Origin of the sequence: Micromonospora sp. NPDC048169, assembly GCF_040652815.1 — a bacterium.
Taxonomy (GTDB): domain Bacteria; phylum Actinomycetota; class Actinomycetes; order Mycobacteriales; family Micromonosporaceae; genus Micromonospora.
Window position 1 is genome coordinate 54,967 of sequence record NZ_JBEZMS010000028.1, and the last position, 24,158, is coordinate 79,124.

The following is a 24,158-nucleotide window of genomic DNA, read 5'->3' on the forward strand; positions in this document are numbered from 1 at the left end:
CAGTTGTCCATCGAGATCGCCAACGAGTCGGGTGTCGACGTCGACACCGACGCCGTGCTCGCCGTCGCGCGGCACGCCCTCGACGAGATGGGGGTCAACCCCCTCGCCGAGCTGTCCGTGCTGCTCGTCGACATCGAATACATGTCGGAGCTGAACCACCGCTGGATGGGCGGCGACGGCCCGACCGACGTGCTCGCCTTCCCCATGGACGAGGGCAGCGTCGACCACGGCCCGGGTGAGAGCACCCCGGCCGGCGGTGAGCCGGCCCTGCTCGGCGACATCGTGCTCTGCCCGGGGGTGGCGGCCAAGCAGGCCGCCGCGGCCGGGCACTCGGCGGCCGACGAGCTGCACCTGCTCACCGTGCACGGCGTGCTGCACCTGCTCGGTTACGACCACGCCGAGCCCGAGGAGGAGCGGGAGATGTTCGGTCTCCAGGCCCGGCTGCTGGCCAGCTGGCGGTCGACCCGGTCGCGGTGATGGACGCCTTGGCGGCGGTCCGGGCCCCCGCCGGTCTGCCCGATCTCCAGCTGCTGTTCTTCGCCGCCGGGCTGGTGGTGCTCGCCGGCCTGATCGCGATGACCGAGGCGGCGCTGGCAGCGGTCTCGCCGGCCCGCGCCGCCGAACTGACCAGGGACGGCGCGCGCGGCGCTCGCGCCCTCCAGGTGGTCGCCGGTGACGTGGTCCGCCACCTGAACCTGCTGCTCCTGCTGCGGCTGCTGGCCGAGCTGACCGCCACCACGCTCGTCGCGCTGGTGGCCGTCGACACGTTCGGCGCGGGCTGGCGGGCGGCGCTGGTGACGGCGGGCGCGATGACGGTGGTGAGCTTCGTGGCGGTCGGGGTCGGCCCTCGTACGCTCGGCCGCCAGCACGCCTACGCGGTCGGCCGGGCGGTCGCGCCGCTGGTGCGGTGGCTGGGCCGCGCGCTCAACCCGCTGGCGTCGCTGCTGATCCTGATCGGCAACGCGGTCACTCCCGGCAAGGGTTTCCGCGAGGGGCCGTTCGCGACCCAGGTGGAGCTGCGTGAGCTGGTCGACCTGGCCGAGCAGCGCGGGGTGGTGGAGCACGGCGAGCGCCAGATGATCCACTCGGTCTTCGCGCTCGGCGACACCATCGCCCGCGAGGTGATGGTGCCGCGTACCGAGATGGTGTGGATCGAGGAACGCAAGACGCTCGCGCAGGCGCTGGCGTTGTTCCTGCGCTCCGGGTTCTCCCGCATCCCGGTGATCGGCGAGAACGTCGACGACGTGCTCGGTGTGCTCTACCTCAAGGACCTGATCCGGCGGGTGCAGGGCGACCAGGCCGCCCGGCAGATGCCGGTGGCCGAGCTGATGCGCCCGGCCACGTTCGTGCCGGAGTCCAAGCCGGTGGACGACCTGCTCTCGGAGATGCAGGCGGCCCGTAACCACCTGGTCATCGTGGTCGACGAGTACGGCGGCACCGGCGGGCTGGTCACCATCGAGGACATCCTGGAGGAGATCGTCGGGGAGATCACCGACGAGTACGATGTCGAACGCCCGCCGGTCGAGCACCTGCCGGACGGGGCCGTGCGGGTGACCGCGCGGCTGCCGGTGGAGAATCTGGGCGAGCTGTTCGACACCGACCTGCCCACCGACGAGGTGGAGACGGTCGGTGGCCTGCTCGCCCAGGCGCTGGGCCGGGTGCCCATCCCGGGCGCCGAGGCCGAGGTGGCCGGCCTGCGGCTGGTGGCCGAGGGCACGACCGGCCGGCGCAACCGGATAGACACGGTCCTGGTGAGCCGGGTCGACCGGGGCGACGCCCCGGAGGGCACCAACCGAAGTGAGCCGCCCGATTCCCGTGGCGACAACAACCGTTCCGAGGAGAGGCAACCCGCCGATGCCTGAGACACCCGCCGTACCGGCTGCCCTGCCCACCCCCGCCGATCCGGCCGAGCTGAGCGCCGAGGACGCCAAGCTGGTCGTCCTGGCCCGGGGCGCGCGGAGCCGGGTGGCGGCCGTGGAGGGCGCCGCGGTCCGCGACCAGGACGGCCGGACGTACGCGGCGGCGAGCGTGGCGCTGCCGTCGCTGACGCTGACCGCGCTCCAGCTCGCGGTGGCCTCGGCGGTGGCGGCGGGCGCGAGCCGGCTGGAGGCCGCCGTGGTGGTGACCGAGGCGTCGACGCTGGACGGGGCGGGGCACGCCGCCGTGCGGGACCTGTCCGCCGACGCGCCGATCCACGTGGCCGCGCCGGACGGCACCGTCCTCGGCACGGTGGTCGAGTGACCACGCCCGAGGCACGTCCCTACCGGGCCGGTTTCGCCTGTTTCGTCGGGCGGCCGAACGCTGGCAAGTCGACGCTCACCAACGCGATCGTCGGCACCAAGATCGCGATCACCTCGAACAAGCCGCAGACCACCCGGCACATCATCCGGGCGGTGCTGCACCGGCCGGACTCGCAGCTCGTGCTGGTCGACACCCCGGGCCTGCACCGGCCCCGGACGCTGCTCGGCGAACGCCTCAACGACCTGGTACGGGAGACCTGGAGCGAGGTCGACGTGATCGGCCTGTGCGTCCCGGCGAACGAGCCGGTCGGCCGGGGCGACCGATTCATCACCGGCGAGCTGGCCAGCCTCAAGGCCACGGTGCTGGCGGTGGTCACCAAGACCGACCTGGTCGACAAGAAGCGGCTGGCCGAGCAGTTGCTCGCGGTGAGCGAGCTGGGTGAGTTCGCCGACGTGGTGCCGGTCAGCGCGGTCTCCGGCCACCAGGTCGACACGCTCGTCGACGTGATGACCGGTTATCTGCCGTCGTCACCGCAGCTCTACCCGGACGACATGCTCACCGACGACCCGGAGCAGGTGCTGGTGGCGGAGCTGGTCCGCGAGGCGGCGCTGGAGGGCGTCCGCGACGAGCTGCCGCACTCCATCGCCGTGGTGGTCGAGGAGATGATCCCGGAGGGCAACCTCACCAAGATCTACGCCGACGTGTACGTGGAGCGGTCGAGCCAGAAGGCCATCGTGATCGGGCACCGGGGCGGCCGGCTCAAGCATGTGGGCACCACCGCCCGGCGGCAGATCGAGGAGTTGCTCGGCACCCGGGTCTACCTCGACCTGCACGTACGCGTGGCGAAGGACTGGCAGCGCGACCCGAAGCAGTTGCGCAAGCTCGGCTTCTGACCGGCGGCCGGCCACGGCTTGGCGGTAGGTGATCAGGATCAGCCAGACCTATGGGACATCTCACTTTCCATAGGTGTTCTTGGCTGTTTCACAGGGTCCCGGAGCAGGGTAGGGAGCATTGTCTCTGCCCCCGGACCCCGCCGCGAGCTGATGCGAAACCGCTACCTGGACCTGCTCCGCTTCCTGGCCATCCTGCGCGTCGTCACCTACCACGTCACCGGCTACGCCACGCTCACGCTGGTGTTCCCGGCCATGTCGGTGATGTTCGCCCTGGCCGGGTCGCTGATGGCGGCGTCACTCGACCGCAGCGGGGTGCGCGCGGTCGGCCGCCGGCTGCGCCGCCTCCTGCCGTCGCTGTGGGTGGTCGCCGCGGTCTTCGTACCGGCCATGCTGCTCACCGGGCTGACGTTCAGCCCGAAGGTGTTCCTCTGGCTCTTCCCGATCAGTGACCCGCCGGCCAACTACTGGGGTGGGCTGGCGCTCAGCCCGATCTGGTACCTGCGCGACTACCTGTGGTTCGTGCTCGCCTCACCGCTGGTGCTCTGGCTGTTCCGCCGGGCACCGCTGCCCACGCTCGCCGCGCCGTACCTGCTGCTGATCGCGATCGAGGCCGGCGTCCTGGCGAACCCGCACACGGTGCTGCGCGAGTTCGGCCTCTACTTCGGCGCCTGGCTGCTGGGCTTCGCCCACCACGACGGGCTGCTGCGCCGGATGCGCAACCGGGTGCTGCTGCCGGTGGCCGCTGTGGTCGGCGCCGCCGGGCTGGCCTGGATCCTCACCCACCAGGGCCCGCGCGGATACGACATCAACGACATCCCGCTTGGTAACGCGCTCTGGTCGGCCGCGTTCATCCTGGTGGCGATCGGCCGGGCGCCGGTCGGGGTGAGCTGGGTCGACCGGGTGCCGGCGTTCGGCCGGGCGGTGACGGTGGTGAACCGGCGCGCGCTGACGATCTACCTGTGGCACATGCCGTTCGTGGTGGCGCTCACCCCGCTGGTCGGCCTGGTCGGCTGGTCGCCGCGCGACCCGGTGGGCCTGTGGCTGCGGGTGGGGCTGGTCTTCGCCCTCGTCGGCGTGGTGACGCTGATGGTCGGCTGGGTCGAGGACGTGGCGGCCCGGCGTACCCCCGAACTGCTTCCCGGCAAGGCGCGGCGGACGGTGGCCGACCGGGCGGCGGCCGCTCCGGCCAGCCCGGCCCCCGCCGGTGCGGAGGACGCGCTGGGGAGCGCCGGGGCCCGGGTCCCGGCACCGCGCCGCCCGGCCGAGGCCCCCGTGCGCCCCGGCCGGGACAGCGCCCCGGCGTCCCGGCGGGACGGGCCCGGCTGAGCACCACCGGGTACGGCCCCGGTCCTCACGACGTCCGTGACCGCCCGGCCGCCTGTCCCCGTTGATCATGAGATTGGCGGCAGTTCGTGCCCGATTTGTCGCCGCCAACCTCATGATCGCCGAGGTGAGGGCGGGGTCGCGGCACCAGTTCGGGGGAATGGGGGTGTCCGGGGTGCGTGGACCTAGCCACTTCCCCGTACTGGTTTCGTCCCGCCTCGGGCGCCCCGGTGATCAAGGGGTTTGGGTCGTCTTGGCCTGCCTGAGGGGACACCAACTCCTTGGTCAACTTCCGGGAACGTGGGGTTCCGGCCGGGGCCGTCACGCGAAGCCAGTTTGGGGAGTGGGGGTGTCGGGGGTGCGTGGATGCAGTCACCCGGCCGGACGCCGTCGGCTCAGCGCGTGCTGACCGTGACGTTGCCGCTGGTGGCGGACGCTTCGAGCTGGATCGACGCGGTCGGGTCGTCGGTGACGCGCACGTCGGTGTCGCCGGAGGTGGCGGTGGCGCGTACCCGGTAGCGGCCGGCCGGCACGGCCAGGTCGACGTCTCCGCTGGTGGCGTGCAGCCGGGCCGGAGCCGGCTGGTCCAGTTCGACGACGATGTTGCCGGAGGTGGTCTCCACGTCGGCGGCGGAGGCGAGCCGGCGGGCCTCGATGTCGCCGGAGCGGGCCCGCAGCCGCACCGGGCCGGCCGCCTCGACGACCCGCATGTTGCCCGACGTGGTGGACGCCCGGACCTCGCCGGTGGCGCCCCTGACGGTCAGGTCGCCGGAGCTGAGCGTGAAGTCGACCGCGCCGACGTCGGTGAGGTCGACGTTGCCGGAGCCGGTGCCGCCGCGTACCACCACGCCGGGCGGCGCTGTCACCTCCCAGGAGATGCTGCACCGGTGCCCGCAGTCGGTGGGCAGGACGAGTTCGTCGCCCTTGATCTCGTACCGGCTGGTCGGCTCGTCGCCCTGGTAGCGGACCACGCGCTTGACGCGTACCTGGTCGGCGGGGCCGTTGGCCCGGACCACCACGTCGCCGGCACCGTCGTCGTCCACGGTGATCTTCGTGATCTTCGTCCGCTCGGTGTGGTCGTAGTCGAGCCGGCGGAACGAGAGCGTGTCACACCCGGCGAGCACGATGAGCGTGGTGGCCGCGGTGGCGGCCACCACGCCACGCAGCCGGGGTGCGGTGCGGAGCGAAGCCATGGCCAGCACACTAGGACCGGCCGGACGCCCGGCACATCGGGGATCGCCCGACGGTCCACCCCGAGCCGACCCTGAGATCGCACCCGGAGGGAGAATGGCCTGATGGCCGGGTACCGCCGACAGCTCTACCGCGACGACGCGGTGGTGCTGCGTGTGCAGAAGCTGGGCGAGTCCGACCGGATCATCACCCTGTTCACCCGCCGGCACGGCCGGTTGCGCGCGGTGGCCCGGGGCGTGCGGCGCACCACGAGCCGCTTCGGCGCGCGGCTGGAGCCGTTCGGGCACGTCGACCTCCAGCTCGCCGGTGACCCCAAGGGCAACCAGGGCAGCTCGCTGCACACCGTCAGCCAGGTCGAGGCGATCGAGCTGTACGGCAAGCGCTTCCTCGGCGACTACCCCCGCTACACGGCGGCCAGCGCGATAGCCGAGACCGCCGAGCGGCTCACCCCGGTCGAGCGGGAGCCCTCGCTGCGGCTGTTCCAGCTCACCCTCGGCGCGATGAAGTCGCTGGCCCGCGGCGAGCACGCCACCACGCTCGTGCTCGACGCGTACCTGCTGCGCGGCATGGCGTTCGCCGGCTGGGCGCCGGCGCTCGCCGCCTGCGCGGTCTGCGGCGAGCCGGGCCGGCACCGCGCGTTCTCCGTACCGGCCGGCGGCGCGGTCTGCCCGGACTGCCGGCCCCCCGGCGCGGCCCACCCCGCGCCCGCCACGCTGGCGCTGATGTCCGCGCTGACCTCCGGCGACTGGGGGTACGCCGACGCCGCCGAGACCGGCGTACGCCGGGAGTGCAGCGGGCTGGTCGCGGCGCACCTCCAGTGGCATCTGGAGCGCGCGCTACGCTCGCTGCCGCTGGTCGACCGGGGCGCCCCGGCGTCCGGCGCGGTCCCGCCGCCCGGCGGCGCGGGTCCGGATGTGGTCCCGTCGCCGCGCTCCGGCGCCGGGCCCGTCGCCGGAGTGAACAGGGAGATGACCGAGTGATCCGATCGACGAGGGCGACCCGCCGCGAGCCGGTGCCGCCGACCCCGCACCCCTCCGGCGCGCGCCCGCCGGCGCTGCCGCCCGCCGCGGTGCCTCGGCACGTCGCCATCGTGATGGACGGCAACGGCCGCTGGGCCAAGGAGCGCGGGCTGCCCCGCACGAAGGGGCACGAGCAGGGCGAGCACAGCCTGTTCGACGCCGTCGAGGGCGCGATCGAGATGGGGATCCCCTACCTGTCGGCGTACGCGTTCTCCACCGAGAACTGGCGGCGCTCGCCGGACGAGGTCCGCTTCCTGATGGGCTTCAACCGCGACGTCATCCGCCGCCGCCGCGACCAGCTGGTCGACCTGGGCGTACGGGTGGTCTGGTCGGGTCGCGCGGGCCGGCTGTGGAAGAGCGTCATCTCCGAGTTGCAGACCGCCGAGGAGATGTCCCGCGGCAACTCGACGCTGACGCTGCAGTTCTGCGTCAACTACGGCGGCCAGGCCGAGATCGCCGACGCCGCCGCCGGGATCGCGCGCGACGTGGCGGCCGGCAAGCTCGACCCGGCCAAGGTGAACGAGAAGACGATCGCGCGTTACCTCTACCACCCCGAGGTGCCCGAGGTCGACCTGTTCCTTCGCCCCTCCGGCGAGCAGCGCATCTCCAACTTCCTGCTCTGGCAGACCGCGTACGCCGAACTGGTCTACCTGGACACGCTCTGGCCCGACTTCGACCGCCGCCACCTCTGGTACGCCTGCGAGCTGTACGCCCAGCGCGACCGCCGCTTCGGCGGCGCACTGCCCAACCCGGTCGCCCCGGGCGTCTGACGTCACGCTTACCGACGCGCCGAGCTGGGTACCGATACCTCCAGACAGCAAACGCGGAGGTGAACCACATGATTCAGAAGCGGATCGCGCAGTGGGCGGTCATGGCGGTCGCCGTGCCGCTGGCGGCGGCCGGCGCGCGCCGGCTCAGCCACACCCTGGAGGCCCGTCGCGGCCCGTCCGGGGTGAGCCGTCTGCTGACCAAGGGCGCCGACCTGGTCCGGCCGCAGAAGGCCAAGCGTCGCCGGTTCTTCTGACCGCGACGCCCGGCCCGACCGAAACGCCCCGCATCCGGCCTTCCCGCCGGGCGCGGGGCGTTTCCGCTCTACGGTCGGCGCAGGCGCGCCGCGAGGCTGCCTGCCCGGCTCACGCCCGCACTTCGGAGCGGTCGCCCGCCCAGCGGGTGTGGAACGAGCCGTCCCGGTCCACCCGGTGGTAGGTGTGCGCGCCGAAGTTGTCCCGCAGGCCCTGGATCAGCGCGGCCGGCAGCCGCTGCGCCCGCAGCGCGTCGAAGTAGGCCAGCGACGACCCGAAGGCCGGGGCCGGCACGCCCGCCCGGGCCGCGTCGGCCACCACCCGTCGCCAGGCCGGTACGCCGTCGCTGACCCGCTCGGCGAACCACGGCGCGACGAGCAGCGTCGACAGGTCCGGCTCCGCGTCGTACGCCTCCCGGATCCGGTCCAGGAAACCGGCCCGGATGATGCAGCCGCCCCGCCAGATGGTGGCGGTGCCGCCCAGGTCGATGTCCCAGTCGTACTCCCGGCTGCCGGCCCGGATGTGGTCGAAGCCCTGCGCGTACGCGACGATCTTGCTGGCCAGCAGCGCGCGGCGCACGTCCTCGACGAAGGTCTCCCGGTCGTCCACCTGCCACTTGTCACCCGCGTCGGCGAACACCCGGCGGGCGGCCTCGCGCTGGTCGGCGTGGCCGGACAGCGACCTGGCGAACGTGGCCTCGGCGATGCCGGTGATCGGGATGCCGAGGTCGAGCGCGCTCTGCACGGTCCAGCGGCCGGTGCCCTTCTGCTCGGCCTGGTCGAGCACCACGTCCACGAACGCCTGGCCGGTGGCCGCGTCGGTGTGGCCGAGCACGTCGGCGGTGATCTCGATGAGGAACGACCCCAGCTCGCCGCCGTTCCACTCCCGGAAGATCTCCGCGATCTCCGCCGGGCTCGCCGACAGCCCGGCCCGCAGCAGGTCGTACGCCTCGGCGATGAGCTGCATGTCGGCGTACTCGATGCCGTTGTGCACCATCTTCACGAAGTGGCCCGCGCCGTCCGGCCCGATGTGCCGGCAGCAGGGCTCGCCGTCCACCTGCGCGGCGATCCGCTCGAAGATCGGCCCGAGCTTGCGGTACGACTCGGCCGAACCGCCGGGCATGATGCTCGGCCCGAGCAGCGCGCCCTCCTCGCCGCCGGACACGCCGGTGCCGACGAAGTGCAGGCCGTGCTCGCGTAGCGCCTCCTCCCTGCGGCGGGTGTCGGCGAAGTGCGCGTTGCCGCAGTCGACGACGATGTCCCCCTCCTCCAGCAGCGGCACCAGCTCGTCGATCACCGCGTCGGTGGGTGCGCCGGCCTTGACCATCACGATCACCGCGCGGGGCCGCTCCAGCGAGGCGACGAAGTCCGCGAGCGACTCCGACGGCACGAACGTGCCCTCGTCGCCGTGCTCGGCGACCAGGCTGCGGGTGCGCTCCGGCGACCGGTTGTGCACCGCCACGGCGAAGCCGTTGCGGGCCAGGTTCCGGGCCAGGTTGCGGCCCATCACCGCCAGACCGGTGACCCCGATCTGCGCCGTCGCCTGCTCTGCCATGCGTACCGCCACCTCTCGTCTGCACTGCTGTGCTGCGACCGTATCGCGGTCGTCGGGAGAGTGGGCGGGGACGTCGACAGGGCGTGACCGGTGGGTGGCCGTGCGTCTGCGGCGCGTTCACGCCTCGCTTTCCGGTAATTCGGGTGCGGGACGTCCGGGCGACGGGATAGCGTTGCCGCATGCGTAAGTGACGTCCCACCTCCGAGCCCGGTCCACCGCCGTCAGTGCCCGTGGACCCGTCCTGCTCCGGGCGTCCGCATTCCTTCCCCGCCACCGTCGGTCGCGGTGTCCGTCGTGATCGGAACGCACCGGAGCCCCCGCTCGGCGCGTCCCGGTCGGCGCGTCCGTACGACAGGAGGCCCGCGAATGCCCGCGAAGCGCAACCCGAAGAAGTCCCGTAAGCCGTCCGCGCCGCAGGTGACCCCGCCGAAGCTCGACGCGCTCACCGCGTCGCCGCCCGCGGTGGTACTCCCGACCGAGCTGGCGGCACCGACCGTGTCTCCGGATGCGGTGTCGCCAGTCCCGGCTGTGCCGGCGGTGTCGCCCTCGGAGTCTCTGGAGACCCCGGTCCTGCCAGGCGCATCCGCGACGCCGCCCAGGTCGGGTCCACCGGCAGGGCGGCAGGCCCGGTTCACCGGGCGCAGCCAGCGCGCCGGCCAGACCCGGTTCTACGCCTTCCGCCGCAGCTGATCGACAGTCCCGTTCCCGGTCAGCCGTCCACCGGGCAGGCCCGTCCAGGGCCTGCCCGAGCGTCCCCGACCCTCGTAGGGGCCATTCCGTACCAAGATCTCGCCCGGCCCCGGTTGATCATGAGGTTGGCGGCGAAAAGACCGGCAACCGGTGCCGTCAACTTCATGGTCAACGGCGCGGATAGGGGAGGGGTCAGCCGATCAAGGGGCGGAAGGTGCCCAGGGCGATGCTTGTGGCCAGGGCGGCGGCAGCCAGGGCGGCGGCGCCTGCGACCAACAGCGCGTCGGCGGCGGTGAAGCGCTGCGGGCGTGCCACAGTGCGCGGGGTACCCGCGTCGAAGCCACGGGCGTCCATCGCCACGGCGAGCCGCGTACCCCGCCGGATCGCGCCGACCAGCAGCGTGAACGCGGTGGACGCGAACAGCCGCAGCTTGGCCAGCGGGTTGCGGCCGGCGTCCACGCCGCGGGCCCGCCGGGCCATGCTGATCATCCGCCACTCCTGCTCCAGCAGCGGCACCATCCGGAAGGCGGCCAGCGCCCCGATGGCGAACCGGGCGGGCGCCTTCGCGTTCTGGATCAGCGCGTCGGCCAGGTCGGTGGGGTCGGTGGTGGCGAACACGACGACGCCGGGCAGCGCCACGGCGAGCATCCGCAGCACCAGGCCCAGCGCCGTGACGAGCACGCCCTCGGTGACCAGGACCGGGCCGGCCTCGACGAGCACCCGGCCGGAGCGGTCGGCGGCGAAGAGCACCAGCGTGACCAGGATGCCGACGGCACCGGCGAGCAGCGGCCAGGCCCGCCGGGCGAGCACCCGGTAGCGGACGCCGAACAGCGGCAGCACCGCGAGTTCGACGGCGATGGCGACGGCCGGGGCGACCGGGTCGAGCGTCGCCACCAGGATGACTGTGAAGACCAGCGCGGCGGCCAGCTTGGCCACCGGGTTGCGCCGGGCCAGCGCCGCACCGGGCGCGGCGACCGGTTCGAGGTCGATCACGGGACCACCCCGGCGGAGGAGCGGTCCACTGTGAGCGTGCGGTCGGCCAGCGCGGCCACGAAGTCCGCGTCGTGGGTCACCGCGACCACACCGTGCCCGGCGTCGCGCAGCCCGGCCAGCAGGTCGACCAGCTCCAGCCAGGTGCGCCGGTCCTGGCCGAACGTCGGCTCGTCGCAGATCAGCAGGCGGGGCGCGGTGGCCAGGGCCGTCGCCACGCTCAGCCGCCGCGCCTCACCACCGGAGAGGGTGTACGGGTTGGCGCCGGCCAGCCGGTCCAGCCGCAGCCGGTGCAGCAACTCGTCCACGGTGGCGGTCACCGCCGTCTCGGGCTGCCCGGTGCGGCGCGGGCCGAGCGCCAGCTCGTCGCGGACGGTGGCGGTGACGAACTGGTGCTCCGGGTCCTGGAACACCGACCCGATCCGGCGTACCAGCGCGGGCGCCCGCCAGCGGTGCGGGGGAGTGCGCGCGTCCCGCCCGGCCAGTTCCGCCGACGCGGTGACCGCGCCCGTTCCGGGTCTCAGCAGGCCGCCCAGGAGCAGCGCCAGCGTCGACTTGCCCGCACCGTTGGGGCCGAGGACGGCGAGCGCCTCGCCGGCGCGTACCCGGAGGTCGGTGGGGTTCAGCCGGGGCGGCAGGCCGAGCCGCTCCGCGGTGAGCAACACGTCGCCGGGCGGCGCGGCCGCGTGCCGGGGTGGCGCGACGTGGCCGGGTACCCAGACCCCGGCGGCGGCCAGCGTGTCGCCGTGCGCGGCGAAGACCACGTCGGGTGGCCCGTCGGCGCGCACCCCGCCGCCGGGTTCGAGCACCACGACCCGGTCGACGAGCGGCAACGCCTCGGTGACCCGGTGCTCGACCAGGATCATCGTGGTGTCCGGGTCGAGCGCGTCCGCGACGGCCCGGCGGATCAGGGCGGCGCCGGCCGGGTCGAGGTTGGCGGTGGGCTCGTCGAGCAGCAGCAGGCCGGGGCGCAGCGCGAGCGTGCCGGCCAGCGCCAGCCGCTGCTGCTCGCCGCCGCTGAGCGCGGCGGTCGGGCGGTCCCGGGGGTACGGGAAGCCGGCCCGGTGCAGCGCCTCGTCGACGCGGGCCCAGATCTCGTCGGCCGGTACGCCGCGGTTCTCCAGCCCGAACGCGACGTCGTCGCCGGAGCGGGCCATCACGAGCTGGGTCTGCGGGTCCTGGAACAGGATGCCGACGCGCTCGCGGGCCTTACGCGGATCGAGCCCGTCGATCTCGACGGTGCCCTCCTGCTCGCCGGAGTCCTCCGGCAGCAGCCCGGCCAGCGCGGCCAGCAGGGTGCTCTTACCGGCCCCGGAGGGCCCGAGCAGCAGCACCCGCTCGCCGCTCTCCACCCGCAGATCCACCCCACGGAGAGCCCAGCGCCGACGTCCCCCGTGCCGCCACCCGAACCCCCGCAGCACCACCCCGCTCACCCCCCACCACCCCTCTCCCGCCCCAGCCTGCGTGATCAAGGAGTTCGCGTCCGGAAAACCGTGCCCGGCGGACGCGAACTCCTTGATCACCGGGGTGGGTGGGGTGGTGCGAGCCGTCAGACCAGGGCTCGGTCGCGGCCGGCGGGGAAGCGGTCCAGGACGCCGGTGTTGGCCAGGGCGCGGGTGAGGATGTGCGCGCCGAAGCCGGCGACGATCGTGGCGCTGACGATCGTGATCAGCGCGTACGGGAGGCGGTAGGAGGCGAAGTCGAGCGCCTTGTTCCAGTAGACGAAGTCGAAGATGGCCGCACCGAGGCCGGTCATCGCACCGGCCAGCACCGCCACCGGCAGCTTGAACGAGCGGTACCGGAACGCCGCGAAGGCCAGCTCGGCACCGATGCCCTGCATCAGGCCCTGGAGGATCACGATCCCCGCCCACTGGCTGCCCAGCAGGGCGGAGACGATCGCGGCCACCGTCTCGCAGTACAGGGCGGCGCCCGGCTTGCGGATGATCAGGCCGGCGAGCACCGCCGGGATCAGCCACACGCCGTAGAGCACGGCCTGGGCCGGCGGGAAGAACGCGAACGCCGCGTCGGTGGCGCTCCAGAGCAGGCCCCAGGCCCAGAACACGACGCCGAAGGCGACGGCGATGACCGAGGCGACGACGATGTCGACGGTACGCCAGCGGTTGCTGTCGGTGTGGTTCACGGTTGGCTCCCAGTTCGTCGAGGTGAACCAGGAGAAGACGCACGCCGCGCCCGGTGGTCACCGGACGGCGACGCGGCTGGAGGTCGACCGAACTCCCTGCGCTGGCATTACCCAGATCAGGTTCGAGGGTCTGCGGGCACCGGCCCGCACTCTCAGCGCTGTGCGCTCCCCTGTCGGATGTGAAGTTGTCTCGTCGCAGACGCTAGCACCGACAATGGGCCCCGGCCCAGCAGGGCGAGTGTCGGTAGGGTGGCGATCATGCTGGTGGATGCGCGGGGACTGACGTTCGAGGTACGCGCCGGCGGCCCCGGGGACGGTGACCCGGTCCTGTTGCTGCACGGCTTCCCGCAGCACTCCGGCGAGTGGGACGCGGTCACGCCCGCGCTGCACGCCGCCGGGCTGCGCACGTACGCGCTCGACCAGCGCGGCTACTCGCCCGGCGCTCGGCCGGCGGACGTCGGGGCGTACCGGATTCCGGAGCTGGTGGCCGACGCGGCGGCGGTCCTCGACGCACTAGGGGTGAGCCGCGCGCACCTGGTCGGCCACGACTGGGGCGCGATCGTCGCGTGGGGCCTGGCGGCGGCGCACCCGGAGCGGGTGCGGACGCTGACCGCGGTGTCGGTGCCGCACCCGGCCGCGATGGGGCACGCGCTCGCCACCGACCCGCGGCAGAAGGTCAAGTCCGCCTACATCACGTTGTTCCGCAAGCCGGGTACGGCGGAGAAGGTGCTCCTGGCCCTGAACGCCACCGCGCTGCGCAGGCTGCTCAGCGGGGTGGGCGACGCCGGCGCGGTGGCCCGGTACGCCGAGCCGATGCGCGAGCCGGAGGCGTTGACGGCGGCGCTGAACTGGTATCGCGCGATGACCGGGGCGGACATGAAGGCGGTCGCCCCGGTCGGGGTGCCCACCACGTTCGTCTGGAGCGACAAGGACGTGGCGATCGGCCGGACGGCGGCGCAGGCCTGCGCCGCGCACGTCACCGGCGACTACCGGTTCGTGACGCTGTCCGGGGTCAGCCACTGGATCCCGGACGAGGCGCCCGGCCCGCTTGCCGAGGCGATCCTCGCCCGGTGTGCGGAAACGGAGGAAGCATGACGGTGAGCGCCGAGGCGTACCTGGCGGTGGTGACCGAGACCATCGGCCGGGTCGCCGCCGAGCAGCGACGCAACGTGGCCGCCGCGGCCGACCTGATCGCGGCGGCGGTGAGCGCCGACGGGGTGGTGCACGCGTTCGGCACCGGGCACTCCGAGGCGCTGGCCATGGAGATCGCCGGGCGGGCCGGCGGGCTGGTGCCCACCAACCGGATCGCGTTGCGTGACCTGGTGCTTGTCGGCGGCGACCCGGCCGACGTGCTCGGCCCGAAGCTGGAACGCGACCCGGCGGTGGCGCACCGCCTCTACGAGCTGGCGCCGATCCGGCCGCAGGACGTGTTCGTGCTCGCCTCGAACTCGGGCGTGAACGGGGCGATGGTCGAGTTCGCGTCCATCGTGAAGGAACGCGGGCACGGCCTGGTGGCGATCACCTCGGCGCGGCACTCGGCCCGGATGACCTCGCGGCACCCGTCCGGCCGCAAGCTGGCCGACTTCGCCGACGTGGTGCTGGACAACGGCGCCCCGTACGGCGACGCCACGCTGCCGCTGCCCGGTGGCGGCGCGGTCGGCGCGGTCTCCTCGATCACCGCCGCGCTGCTCGCCCAGCAGATCGTCGCCGAGGTGGTGGCCCGGCTGGTCGCGGCGGGGCAGCGCCCGCCGGTCTACCTGTCCGCGAACATCACCGGCGGCGACGAGCACAACGCCGAACTCGAAGCCCGGTACGCAGGCCGGATCCGCAGGGGTTCCTGAGCCGGTTTCGTGATCATCCGTACGGGGCACAGGCGGTGCGCCGGTGGGCGTTTCCCGCCGGCCGTGCCGTCTCCCGGGGAGGTCCGCGAGTGTCGAAGGAATCCGAGAAGCAACGCTGGCAGCGCAACTTCGCCGACCTGTTGCAGGAGCTGCGGGTCGCGCAGACCGGCGTGCAGATCCTGTTCGCCTTCCTGCTGACGCTGCCGTTCAGTGCCGGGTTCGACCGGACCACCGAGTTCCAGCGCGACATCTACATCCTGGCGCTGCTGACCGCCGCCGCGTCCGCCGCCATGATCATCTCTCCGGTGGCGTTCCACCGGGCGCTGTTCCGCCAGGGACGCAAGCCGGAACTGGTCCGCTTCGCCCACCGGATGGCCACCGGCGGCCTGTTCTTCATGCTCATCGCGATGGTCAGCTCGGTCCTGCTGGTCTCCGACTTCGTACTCGACCGGCCGATCGCGTTCCTGCTCAGCGCGCTTACCGGCCTGTGGTTCCTGATCTTCTGGGCGATCCTTCCGTTCAGCCGCCGCAACTGGGGTGAGGACGACATCGACGACGAGGACGACGACCCGCAGACGCTCACCGGCGGCTGACCGTCCGCCAAATCGGACGTGCACGCGGCGCTACCCCTGGGTAACACCCGGGGGTAGCGTCGTTTTCGTCGAACGCGTCGACGCAGCCGGACCGACGAGGAGGCAGCCGTGACCACGACACACAACAGCCGGCCCGAGTCACCCGACGGCGCGGGGCCGCTGCCCACCGAGGCGGGCCGGGTCTCCGAGAAGGAGGCCCGCCAGGTCGCCGAGGCGGCCCGCGAATCGGCCTGGGACCGGCCCAGCTTCGGCAAGGAGCTGTTCCTCGGCCGGTTCCGGCTCGACCTGATCGACCCGTGGCCCCGCCCCGACCCGGCCGAGGTGGCCCGCGCGGACGAGTTCCTCGGCGCGCTGCGCGCGTACCTGACGTCCGAGGTGGACGGCGAGGCGATCGAGCGGGACGCCCGCATCCCCGACGAGGTGTTCCACGGCCTGGCCGGGCTCGGCGCGTTCGGCATGAAGATCGACCGCAAGCACGGCGGGCTCGGGCTGAGCAACCTGCACTACTGCCGGGCGCTGATGCTCGTCGGTTCGGTGAACCCGGCGGTCAGCGCGCTTCTCTCCGCACACCAGTCGATCGGCGTGCCGCAGCCGCTGAAGATGTTCGGCACGCCCGAGCAGAAGGAACGGTTCCTGCCCCGGCTCGCCGCCGGTGAGGTCTCCGCGTTCCTGCTCACCGAGCCGGACGTCGGCTCCGACCCGGCCCGGCTCGCCACCACCGCCGAGCCCACCGCCGACGGCACCGGCTACCGGCTCAACGGGGTGAAGCTCTGGGCCACGAACGGCACACTCGCCACCCTGCTCGTGGTGATGGCCCGGGTGCCGGCCGGCGAGGGGCGGCGCGGCGGCATCACCGCGTTCGTGGTGGAGGGCGACAGCGACGGCATCACAGTCGAGCGGCGCAACTCCTTCGTCGGGCTGCGTGGCCTGGAGAACAGCCTCACCCGGTTCCACGACGTCTTCGTGCCGAAGGAGAATGTGATCGGCGGTGAGGGCAAGGGCCTGAAGATCGCACTGACCACGTTGAACACCGGCCGGCTCTCGCTGCCGGCCATGTGCGTCGGCGCCGGCAAGTGGGCGCTGAACGTGGCCCGGGAGTGGGCGGCGGACCGGGTCCAGTGGGGCCGCCCGGTGGGCGAGCACGAGGCGGTGGCGAAGAAGCTGTCCTTCATCGCCGCCACCACGTACGGCATGGAGTCGATGCTCGACCTGTCCTGCATGCTCGCCGACGACGACCGCAACGACATCCGGATCGAGGCGGCGCTGGTCAAGCTCTACGCCAGCGAGATGGCCTGGCGGATCGCCGACGAGCTGATCCAGATCCGCGGTGGCCGCGGCTACGAGACGGCCGACTCGCTGGCCGCCCGTGGGGAACGGCCGGCCGCCGTCGAGCAGCTCCTGCGCGACCTGCGGATCAACCGGATCTTCGAGGGCTCCACCGAGATCATGCACCTGCTGATCGCCCGCGAGGCGGTCGACGCGCACCTGTCGGTTGCGGGCGACATCATCGATCCCGACGCCGGGCTGGGCCGCAAGGCCAAGGCGGGCGCGCGGGCCGGCGCCTTCTACGCGAAGTGGCTGCCCACGCTGGCCGTCGGCAAGGGGCAGACGCCCGGGGCGTACCAGGAGTTCGGGCCGCTGGCCGGGCACCTGCGCCACGTCGAGCGGACCTCCCGCAAGCTGGCCCGGTCGACGTTCTACGCGATGTCCCGCTGGCAGGGGAAGATGGAGCGCAAGCAGGCGTTCCTCGGCCGGGTGGTGGACATCGGCGCGGAGCTGTTCGCGATGAGCGCGGTCTGCGTCCGGGCCTACGCCGAGCGCGACGCGCACCCGGAGAACGTCGAGCTGGCCGACCTGTTCTGCCGGCAGGCGCGGCTGCGCATCGACGAGCTGTTCACCGGCCTGTGGTCGAACACCGACTCGGTCGACGTGGCCGCAGCCAAGCGGATCGTCGCCGGCCGGTACGCCTCGCTGGAGGAGGGCGTGGTCACCCCGCCGGCCGACCTGCCCTGGGTGGCCCGCTGGGAACCCGGCCCGTCCACCGGGCCGGACGTCCGCCGCCGCATCCCGCCCATCGGCTGACCGGACCGCCCGGCGGCCGTGCCGCCCGGTCGGCCGCCTGGGTGCGGCCGACCGGGTGCGCGGACCGCGCGGCACACCTCACCGGCCGCCGCGCAGCCCCAGTTCGCGCAGCTCCAGCGCGGCGAGCGCGTCGACTGTCGCGTCGTCGCCGCGCCGCCACGCCTCGGCGACGTCGGGCGCGATCCGGGTCAGCTTCGACAGCGGCTGACCGGCCAGCGCGCGCAGCGCCAGCAGGTCCCGGCCGGCCGGCACGCCGGCCAGGGCCTTGGCCGCGCCGGCCCGGCGCATCCAGCGCAGGCGCAGCGGCAGCCAGCCGAACAGCACCAGGCCGAGCGGGAACACCAGCACCGCGACGGTCAGCCCGAGCGCGAGCTGCCCGACCAGCTCCTGCTGGTCGCGGCCCGCCTCGGCGACCGCGCGGGCGGCGTCGGCGGCCCGGGTGAACGGCGCGGTCAGCTCGTCACCGACGATCGGCACCCGGCCGACCTTGCCGCCGGCATCGGCCAGGTTGTCGGCGAGTCCACCGCCGGCCCCCTCCAGCTTCTGCCCGGGTACGGCGAGCTTCTCGACCACGTCGTGCAGCCACAGCGCGAAGCGGATCGCCGCGTACACCCAGACGACAACGAGCAGGTCGGTGAGGAACTGGCGGACGGCGGTGGGAAAACGGTCGGCGTAGATCTTCACGCCGGACAGCGTCCCACGACACGGGCGCGTCGGCACCTGGCCGATTTCCCGCTCAGTGCGACCCTTCGCCGGCGTGACTGACCGCGTCCCTGACGATGTGGGCCACGTGGTCGTCGACGAGCGCGTACGCGATCTCCCGGCCGCGCCGCGACCCGCGCACCACCCCCGCGCCGCGCAGCACCCGCAGGTGCTGGGAGACCAGCGGCTGGGGGGCGCCGAGCTTCTCGACCAGCTCGTGCACGCAGCGCTCCCCCTCGGCCAGCTCGCTGACGATCGCGAGCCGGATCGGGGCGGAGAGCGCGCGCAGCAGGTCACCCGCACCCTCGAAGGCGTCGTACCCGTTCGTGCCGGTCACCCTGTAACGGTAACCAATCCCAGCTGCGCCGGCGGGCAGGGCCTCATCCCAGCAGCACCTCGTGCTCGGCCGGCTCGGGCGGCGGCGTGGACCGGTCGGCCCGCACCCGCCGCCGCACCGCCCGCAGACCGGCCGCGGCGATCGCCACCAGCAGGAACGAGCCGATCGCCACGATCACCACCGAGGCGCCGGGCGCCGTGTTGGCGGTCGCCGCCACCCAGACGCCGGTGCCGGCGGCGAACACGCCCAGCGCCATGGCCGCCGTCATGGTGGACCGGAAGCCCCGGGTCACCTGCTGCGCGGTGGCCACCGGCACGACCATGAGCGCGCTGATCAGCAGCACCCCGACCGCCCGCATGGCGATGGTCACGGTGACCGCGGTGCCGACGGCGATGACCAGGTTCAGCGTCCGCACCGGCAGGCCGGACACACGCGCGTACTCCTCGTCGTGGCAGACCGCGAACAGCGCCGGGCGCAGCACCAGCATGGTCACCAGCAGCACCGCGCCGAGCACGCCGATGGTGACCAGGTCGCCCGGCGAGGTGGTGGTCAGCGACCCGAACAGGTACGCGTTGAGCGACCCGCTGCTGGCGTCGGAGAGCCCGACCAGCATCACGCCACCGGCGATGCCGCCGTAGAACAGCAACGCCAGCGCGAGGTCGCCGGAGGTGCGCCCGTACGCGCGGACCAGCTCGATCACGATCGCGCCGAGCGTCGCCGCGATCACCGCCACCAGCACGGGGGAGCGGTTGAGCAGCAGTCCCGCGCCGACGCCGGTGAGCGCCACGTGCCCGAGCCCGTCGCCGATCAACGCCAGCCGGCGCTGCACCAGGTAGATGCCGAGCGCCGGGGCGGCCAGCCCGATGATCAGCGCGCCGACCAGGGCGCGGAGCATGAAGTCGTACTGGAAGAGATCCATCTCAGATGCCTGTCCAGAGCCGGGCGGGCTCCTCGTCGCAGTGCGGGTGCACGTGCTCGTGGTCCGGGTCGGCGTGGTGGCCGGCCGGCTCCGGCACCGCGCCGTCGTGGGCGATCCCGCCCTGGTGCACCACCACGGCCCGGCTGATCAGCGGGCGCAACGGGCCCAGCTCGTGGGCGACGAGCAGCACCGTGCCGCCGCCGTCGCGGAACCCGCGCAGCGCCTCGGCGAACGCCTCCTGGCTGGCCGCGTCCACCCCGGCGGTCGGCTCGTCGAGCACCAGCAGCTCCGGCCCGCCGGCCAGGGCGCGGGCGATCAGGGTGCGCTGCTGCTGGCCGCCGGAGAGCGTGGACACCGGGTCACCGGCCCGGTCGGCGAGCCCGACCGCGTCCAGCGCCGCCGTCACCGCCTCCCGGTCCGCGCGCCCGGCGGGCCGCAGTACGCCCCGGCGGGCCAGCCGCCCGGACGCCACCACCTCGCGCACCGTCGCTGGTACTCCGCTGCCCGCGCCGAGCCGCTGCGGCACGTACCCGATGCGGTGCCACTGCCGGAAGCGGCGCTGCGGCGTGCCGAAGAGGGTGACCGACCCGGCACCGACCGGCACCAGGCCGAGCGCGGCGCGCACGAGCGTCGACTTGCCGGAGCCGTTGGCGCCGAGCACGGCGACCACCTCTCCGGAGGTCACTGTCAACGAGACGTCACGCAGCACCGGGCGGCCGTCGTAGCCGACCGTGGCGTGCGCGATCTCGATCACGGGTGGGGTCATGAGCAGTCCAGAGCGGTTCGCAGGGTCTGCAGGTTGGCGCGCATCGCGGAGAGGTAGTCGCCCTCGGCGGGCGGGCCCTCCAGCGGGTCCAGCATCGCGGTCTTCGCCCCGACCTCGCGCGCGATGGTCTCGGCGACCTTCGGGCTGACCCGGCTCTCGAAGAAGATCGTCCCGGCCTGGTGCTCCCGGGCCTCCTTCGCGACCTCGGTGAGCCGCTGCGGGGACGGCTCGGTCTCCGGAGTGAGCCCGCTGATGCCGATCTGCTCCAGCCCGTAGCGCTCGGTCAGGTAACCGAACGCGGCGTGGCTGGTCACCACCTCCCGGCGCTGGCAGGTGCGCAGGCCGTCGGCGTACTCGGTGTCCAGCTTCGTCAGCTCGGTGCGCAGCGCGCCGGCGCGGGCGGTGTAGTCGGCGGCGTGGTCCGGGTCGGCCTTGCCGAGGCGCTCGGCGAGCCTGTCGCCGATGGTGGCGAGCCGGGTCGGGTCGAGCCAGACGTGCGGGTCCTTGCCGCCGCCCTCGTCGGAGTGCCCGGCCTCGCCGTCGTGGTCGTGGTCGTGCCCGCCGGCGGCGTCCCGCAGCGGCGTGACGCCCGCCACGTCGAACGCGCGGTCACCCCCGTTCTGCTCCACCGCCTCGTCCACCGCCGGCTGGAAGCCGCCGAGGTAGACGACCACGTCGGCGTCGACGATCTGGCCGACCTGCCGCGGGTTGAGTTCCAGGTCGTGCGGCTCGGCGCCGGGCTTGGTCAGGTTGCTGACCGCGACCGTGTCGCCGCCGATCCGCTCGGCCAGGAACTGGAGCGGGTAGAACGCGGCCACCACGCCCACCCGGCCCGGCTCGCTCGCGCCGCCCGTGCCGTCCGCGCAGGCGGTCAGGCCGGCGGTGGCGAGCAGGGCGGTGGCGGCGGCGATCAGGGTACGGCGAGGTGCGCGAACGGTCATGGGCTCAACTGTCCGCGACAACGAAAACTATTGTCAAAAACGCATGATTGCATGTCAGCGCAGGTCAGCTCGGCTTCTCCGGTCAGCCGACCATGAGCTTCGCCAGCGCCACCGCGATCAACAAGGTGAGCATCACCAGCCGGAGCAGCCGGGTCGCCGGGGCCTGCACCGGCCAGGTGACGGACATCAGCCAGACCAGCCCGCCGGCCAGCACGAGCAGCAGGACGCCGCCCGCCGGGCCGGGCGCGAAGAGGCCGACAAGCACCAGGGCCAGCACGGCCAGGAACACCGCCGTCGGGTTGAGCCGTGCCAACCGGGACAGCACGGGACTCTGCGTACGCTGCATGCCACAAACTCTACGAGGAGGAACGCCGTGCTGGTCACCAACCGGTTCGTGGTGGAAGCCGAAACGGTGGACGAGTTCACCCGGGAGGCGCACGCCGCGCTGGCCGCGCTCGCCGCCCGCCCCGGCTACCTGCGCGGCGAACTGCTGCGCGCCCTCGACGACCCGGACCACTGGCTCCTGGTCACCGAGTGGGAGTCGGTCGGGGCGTACCGGCGGGCGCTGGGCGGCTTCGACGTCAAGGTCACCGCCGTGCCGTTGCTCGCCCGATCGGTGGACGAGCCGTCGGCGTACGAGACGCTCGCCAGCGCTGCTCCCGAGGGGGAGATCGTCGTCGTCGCCAGCGATCGTGCCGCAGGTCCGTACCGCTGAGTGCCGGGGCACTACCCTGGCGCGTATGACCGCTCCCGGACCGGCCGCGCCACCCCCGCCAGCAGTTCCGCCCGCGCCGCCGGCGGACCCCGGGGTGCCCGCGCCGCCGCAGGGGCCCGGCGTCGCGCCGCCGTTCGCCGCCCCGCCCACAGAGGGCGGGCGGACCCGGCTCTGGCTCGGCCTCGGCGCGGGCGCGCTGGCGGTGCTGATCTGCTGCGGTGGAGGCGGCGCGGCGGTGGTCGGCCTGGCGGTGAGCAACGCCCAGGCGATCGGCGAGCAGGGCCGGGCGGTCACGAACGACTACTACCAGGCGCTCGTGGCCCGGGAGTGGTCGAAGGCGTACGACACGCTCTGCGAGGACATCCGGAGGCAGGAGCCCCGGCGCGAGTTCGAGCGGCGGGTCGCCGCCGAGCCGCAGATCTCCGGCTACCGGGTGGGCGAGGTCGACCTCGCCACGCTCACCGTGCCGGTGGACGTCACGCTCGCCGGCGGCCGGCGGGAGGCGCAGACCGTGACACTCGCGCCGGACCAGCAGTCGGGCGGCGTGGAGGTCTGCGGGGTGAGCTGACCGGCCCCCGGTATTCTGCTGGGCTCGGGACGGACACGGTCGTACCGTTGTCCCGAACAGCCCGGTTCCATCCATCTCAACCGCGCCGACCGCCAGCCGGCGTAGGAGGAAACATGCCAGCCGACCGTATCGACGCCGTCACCAGCCTCGCCAAGCGCCGGGGCTTCGTCTTTCCCTCAAGCGAGATCTACGGGGGCACCCGGTCGGCGTGGGACTACGGTCCGCTCGGCGTCGAGCTGAAGGAGAACGTCCGCCGGCAGTGGTGGCGGACCATGGTGCAGCAACGCGACGACGTCGTCGGCCTCGACTCGGCGGTCATCCTGGCCCGCAAGGTCTGGGAGGCCAGCGGCCACATCGCCGAGTTCGTCGACCCGCTCACCGAGTGCCAGTCCTGCCACAAGCGGTTCCGGGCCGACCACCTGGAAGAGGCGTACGAGGCCAAGCACGGCAAGCCGCTGACCTCGCTGACGGAGCTGAACTGCCCCAACTGCGGCAACAAGGGCACCTTCACCGAGCCGAAGATGTTCAACGGCCTGATGAAGACCTACCTGGGCCCGGTGGAGAGCGACGAGGGCATGCACTACCTGCGCCCGGAGACCGCCCAGGGCATCTTCGTCAACTACAAGAACGTCGAGACGGTCGCCCGCAAGAAGCCGCCGTTCGGCATCGCGCAGACCGGCAAGTCGTTCCGCAACGAGATCACCCCCGGCAACTTCATCTTCCGGACCCGCGAGTTCGAGCAGATGGAAATGGAGTTCTTCGTCGAGCCGGGCACCGACGAGCAGTGGCACGAGTACTGGCTTCAGGAGCGCTGGAACTGGTACCTCGACCTCGGCCTGTCCGAGGAGAACCTGCGCTTCTACGAGCACCCCAAGGAGAAGCTCTCCCACTACTCGAAGCGCACCGTCGACATCGAGTACCGGTTCCGGTTCGGCGGCAGCGAGTTCGCCGAGCTGGAGGGCATCGCCAACCGCACCGACTTCGACCTGTCCACGCACAGCAAGCACTCCGGCGTCGACCTGTCGTACTTCGACCAGGGCAAGGGCGAGCGCTGGATGCCGTACGTGATCGAGCCGGCCGCCGGCCTCACCCGCGCGGTGCTGGCGTTCCTGCTGGAGGCGTACGACGAGGACGAGGCGCCGAACACCAAGGGCGGCGTGGACAAGCGCACCGTCATGCGCTTCGATCCGCGGCTGGCCCCGGTCAAGGTCGCCGTGCTGCCGCTGTCGCGCAACGAGGCGCTGTCGCCGAAGGCCAAGCAGCTCGCCACCGACCTGCGCAAGCGCTGGGTGGTCGAGTTCGACGACTCGCAGGCGATCGGCCGCCGCTACCGCCGGCAGGACGAGATCGGCACGCCGTTCTGCGTCACCGTCGACTTCGACACGCTCGACGACAACGCGGTGACCGTCCGCAACCGCGACACCATGGCCCAGGAGCGGGTGTCGCTGGACCAGGTCGAGCGCTACCTGATCGAGCGCCTCCCCGGCTGCTGACCGCGTGTAAGGAAGGGCCCCTTCTTAACGCCTCGCGTAGAGAAGGGGCCCCTTCTTAGAACTCCTAACGTTGGAGTTGGCGCCAGCAGATGAGGGCGCAGGCGAGGCTGAGGAAGGCTTCGTGGATGTCGTCGCGGA

At 73.0% G+C, this 24,158-nt stretch carries 26 protein-coding genes and 1 riboswitch; of the genes, 15 read left to right on the forward strand and 11 right to left on the reverse strand.

The genetic code is table 11. The features are described from left to right. The first annotated feature begins 3 nt into the window (after window positions 1–3). The 5 genes from ybeY (at window position 4) to AB0D28_RS22190 (ending at window position 4,460) form a co-directional block, all read left to right on the forward strand. Window positions 4–477, forward strand: a complete 474-nt coding sequence (gene ybeY / locus AB0D28_RS22170) for an rRNA maturation RNase YbeY (RefSeq protein ID WP_357388482.1) — start codon at window positions 4–6, stop codon at window positions 475–477. Beyond that, window positions 453–1,862 (forward strand): hemolysin family protein, encoded by a 1,410-nt coding sequence (locus AB0D28_RS22175; RefSeq protein WP_357388527.1) that lies wholly within the window; start codon window positions 453–455, stop codon window positions 1,860–1,862. Before ybeY ends, AB0D28_RS22175 begins: the two co-directional genes overlap by 25 nt. Beyond that, a complete protein-coding gene (locus tag AB0D28_RS22180; protein WP_354873826.1) occupies window positions 1,855–2,241 on the forward strand; it encodes a cytidine deaminase in 387 nt (128 codons plus the stop codon). The genes AB0D28_RS22175 and AB0D28_RS22180 overlap by 8 nt, the downstream gene beginning before the upstream one ends. Continuing rightward, a complete protein-coding gene (gene era, locus AB0D28_RS22185; RefSeq protein ID WP_357388484.1) occupies window positions 2,238–3,134 on the forward strand; it encodes a GTPase Era in 897 nt (298 codons plus the stop codon). Before AB0D28_RS22180 ends, era begins: the two co-directional genes overlap by 4 nt. Window positions 3,135–3,284: 150 nt before the next feature. Then, window positions 3,285–4,460, forward strand: coding sequence for an acyltransferase (locus AB0D28_RS22190; RefSeq protein ID WP_357388486.1), 1,176 nt, complete (start codon window positions 3,285–3,287; stop codon window positions 4,458–4,460). A 392-nt stretch (window positions 4,461–4,852) separates the two neighbouring features. Here AB0D28_RS22190 and AB0D28_RS22195 read toward each other — a convergent pair whose 3' ends face one another. Continuing rightward, complete coding sequence (locus AB0D28_RS22195; RefSeq protein ID WP_357388488.1) at window positions 4,853–5,650, reverse strand: DUF4097 family beta strand repeat-containing protein; 798 nt, start codon at window positions 5,648–5,650, stop codon at window positions 4,853–4,855. Window positions 5,651–5,752: 102 nt separating this feature from the next. Between AB0D28_RS22195 and recO the strand changes: the two genes are divergently transcribed. From recO to AB0D28_RS22210, 3 genes are all read left to right on the forward strand, one after another. Next, entirely contained in the window at window positions 5,753–6,628 is an 876-nt protein-coding gene (recO, locus tag AB0D28_RS22200; RefSeq protein WP_357388490.1) for a DNA repair protein RecO, read from the forward strand. A 32-nt stretch (window positions 6,629–6,660) separates the two neighbouring features. Beyond that, complete coding sequence (locus AB0D28_RS22205; protein ID WP_357388529.1) at window positions 6,661–7,437, forward strand: isoprenyl transferase; 777 nt, start codon at window positions 6,661–6,663, stop codon at window positions 7,435–7,437. A 68-nt stretch (window positions 7,438–7,505) separates the two neighbouring features. After that, on the forward strand, window positions 7,506–7,691 hold the full coding sequence (locus AB0D28_RS22210; RefSeq protein WP_073831832.1) for a hypothetical protein: 186 nt from the start codon (window positions 7,506–7,508) through the stop codon (window positions 7,689–7,691). A 109-nt stretch (window positions 7,692–7,800) separates the two neighbouring features. Here AB0D28_RS22210 and gndA read toward each other — a convergent pair whose 3' ends face one another. From gndA to AB0D28_RS22230, 4 genes are all read right to left on the reverse strand, one after another. Continuing rightward, window positions 7,801–9,243 (reverse strand): NADP-dependent phosphogluconate dehydrogenase, encoded by a 1,443-nt coding sequence (gene gndA / locus AB0D28_RS22215; protein ID WP_357388492.1) that lies wholly within the window; start codon window positions 9,241–9,243, stop codon window positions 7,801–7,803. Between the two features lie 882 nt (window positions 9,244–10,125). Beyond that, window positions 10,126–10,926, reverse strand: coding sequence for an energy-coupling factor transporter transmembrane component T (locus tag AB0D28_RS22220; RefSeq protein WP_357388494.1), 801 nt, complete (start codon window positions 10,924–10,926; stop codon window positions 10,126–10,128). Next, the gene (locus tag AB0D28_RS22225; protein WP_357388496.1) at window positions 10,923–12,356 is read right to left on the reverse strand and encodes an ABC transporter ATP-binding protein; all 1,434 of its coding nucleotides are present in this window, start codon (window positions 12,354–12,356) and stop codon (window positions 10,923–10,925) included. Before AB0D28_RS22225 ends, AB0D28_RS22220 begins: the two co-directional genes overlap by 4 nt. A gap of 116 nt (window positions 12,357–12,472) precedes the next feature. Beyond that, complete coding sequence (locus AB0D28_RS22230) at window positions 12,473–13,063, reverse strand: ECF transporter S component (protein ID WP_357388498.1); 591 nt, start codon at window positions 13,061–13,063, stop codon at window positions 12,473–12,475. A 75-nt stretch (window positions 13,064–13,138) separates the two neighbouring features. Then, window positions 13,139–13,245, reverse strand: a riboswitch (TPP riboswitch). 76 nt (window positions 13,246–13,321) lie between these two features. Here AB0D28_RS22230 and AB0D28_RS22235 point away from each other — a divergent pair. From AB0D28_RS22235 to AB0D28_RS22250, 4 genes are all read left to right on the forward strand, one after another. Further along, on the forward strand, window positions 13,322–14,158 hold the full coding sequence (locus tag AB0D28_RS22235) for an alpha/beta hydrolase (protein WP_357388500.1): 837 nt from the start codon (window positions 13,322–13,324) through the stop codon (window positions 14,156–14,158). Next, window positions 14,155–14,904: an SIS domain-containing protein gene (locus AB0D28_RS22240; RefSeq protein ID WP_357388502.1), complete on the forward strand. Its 750-nt coding sequence runs from the start codon at window positions 14,155–14,157 to the stop codon at window positions 14,902–14,904. The genes AB0D28_RS22235 and AB0D28_RS22240 overlap by 4 nt, the downstream gene beginning before the upstream one ends. Window positions 14,905–14,993: 89 nt before the next feature. Beyond that, a complete protein-coding gene (locus AB0D28_RS22245; protein ID WP_357388504.1) occupies window positions 14,994–15,497 on the forward strand; it encodes a DUF6328 family protein in 504 nt (167 codons plus the stop codon). A 108-nt stretch (window positions 15,498–15,605) separates the two neighbouring features. After that, on the forward strand, window positions 15,606–17,579 hold the full coding sequence (locus AB0D28_RS22250) for an acyl-CoA dehydrogenase family protein (RefSeq protein ID WP_357388506.1): 1,974 nt from the start codon (window positions 15,606–15,608) through the stop codon (window positions 17,577–17,579). 78 nt (window positions 17,580–17,657) lie between these two features. Here the strand turns inward: AB0D28_RS22250 and AB0D28_RS22255 are convergent, their stop codons facing one another. From AB0D28_RS22255 to AB0D28_RS22280, 6 genes are all read right to left on the reverse strand, one after another. Beyond that, the gene (locus AB0D28_RS22255) at window positions 17,658–18,263 is read right to left on the reverse strand and encodes a hypothetical protein (RefSeq protein ID WP_194802331.1); all 606 of its coding nucleotides are present in this window, start codon (window positions 18,261–18,263) and stop codon (window positions 17,658–17,660) included. Window positions 18,264–18,315: 52 nt separating this feature from the next. After that, window positions 18,316–18,618: a metalloregulator ArsR/SmtB family transcription factor gene (locus tag AB0D28_RS22260; protein ID WP_357388508.1), complete on the reverse strand. Its 303-nt coding sequence runs from the start codon at window positions 18,616–18,618 to the stop codon at window positions 18,316–18,318. A 43-nt stretch (window positions 18,619–18,661) separates the two neighbouring features. Continuing rightward, the gene (locus AB0D28_RS22265; protein WP_357388510.1) at window positions 18,662–19,537 is read right to left on the reverse strand and encodes a metal ABC transporter permease; all 876 of its coding nucleotides are present in this window, start codon (window positions 19,535–19,537) and stop codon (window positions 18,662–18,664) included. Window position 19,538: 1 nt separating this feature from the next. Further along, window positions 19,539–20,303, reverse strand: a complete 765-nt coding sequence (locus tag AB0D28_RS22270) for a metal ABC transporter ATP-binding protein (protein WP_357388512.1) — start codon at window positions 20,301–20,303, stop codon at window positions 19,539–19,541. Further along, window positions 20,300–21,244 (reverse strand): metal ABC transporter substrate-binding protein, encoded by a 945-nt coding sequence (locus tag AB0D28_RS22275; RefSeq protein WP_357388514.1) that lies wholly within the window; start codon window positions 21,242–21,244, stop codon window positions 20,300–20,302. The genes AB0D28_RS22270 and AB0D28_RS22275 overlap by 4 nt, the downstream gene beginning before the upstream one ends. 82 nt (window positions 21,245–21,326) lie before the next feature. Further along, window positions 21,327–21,590 (reverse strand): DUF6703 family protein, encoded by a 264-nt coding sequence (locus tag AB0D28_RS22280; protein WP_355512794.1) that lies wholly within the window; start codon window positions 21,588–21,590, stop codon window positions 21,327–21,329. Window positions 21,591–21,617: 27 nt separating this feature from the next. Here AB0D28_RS22280 and AB0D28_RS22285 point away from each other — a divergent pair, with 27 nt between their 5' ends. The 3 genes from AB0D28_RS22285 (at window position 21,618) to AB0D28_RS22295 (ending at window position 24,020) form a co-directional block, all read left to right on the forward strand. Next, on the forward strand, window positions 21,618–21,959 hold the full coding sequence (locus tag AB0D28_RS22285) for an antibiotic biosynthesis monooxygenase family protein (protein ID WP_357388516.1): 342 nt from the start codon (window positions 21,618–21,620) through the stop codon (window positions 21,957–21,959). A 94-nt stretch (window positions 21,960–22,053) separates the two neighbouring features. Next, window positions 22,054–22,527 (forward strand): hypothetical protein, encoded by a 474-nt coding sequence (locus tag AB0D28_RS22290; RefSeq protein ID WP_357388531.1) that lies wholly within the window; start codon window positions 22,054–22,056, stop codon window positions 22,525–22,527. Window positions 22,528–22,640: 113 nt separating this feature from the next. Next, complete coding sequence (locus AB0D28_RS22295; protein ID WP_194802327.1) at window positions 22,641–24,020, forward strand: glycine--tRNA ligase; 1,380 nt, start codon at window positions 22,641–22,643, stop codon at window positions 24,018–24,020. Window positions 24,021–24,158 lie beyond the last annotated feature (138 nt).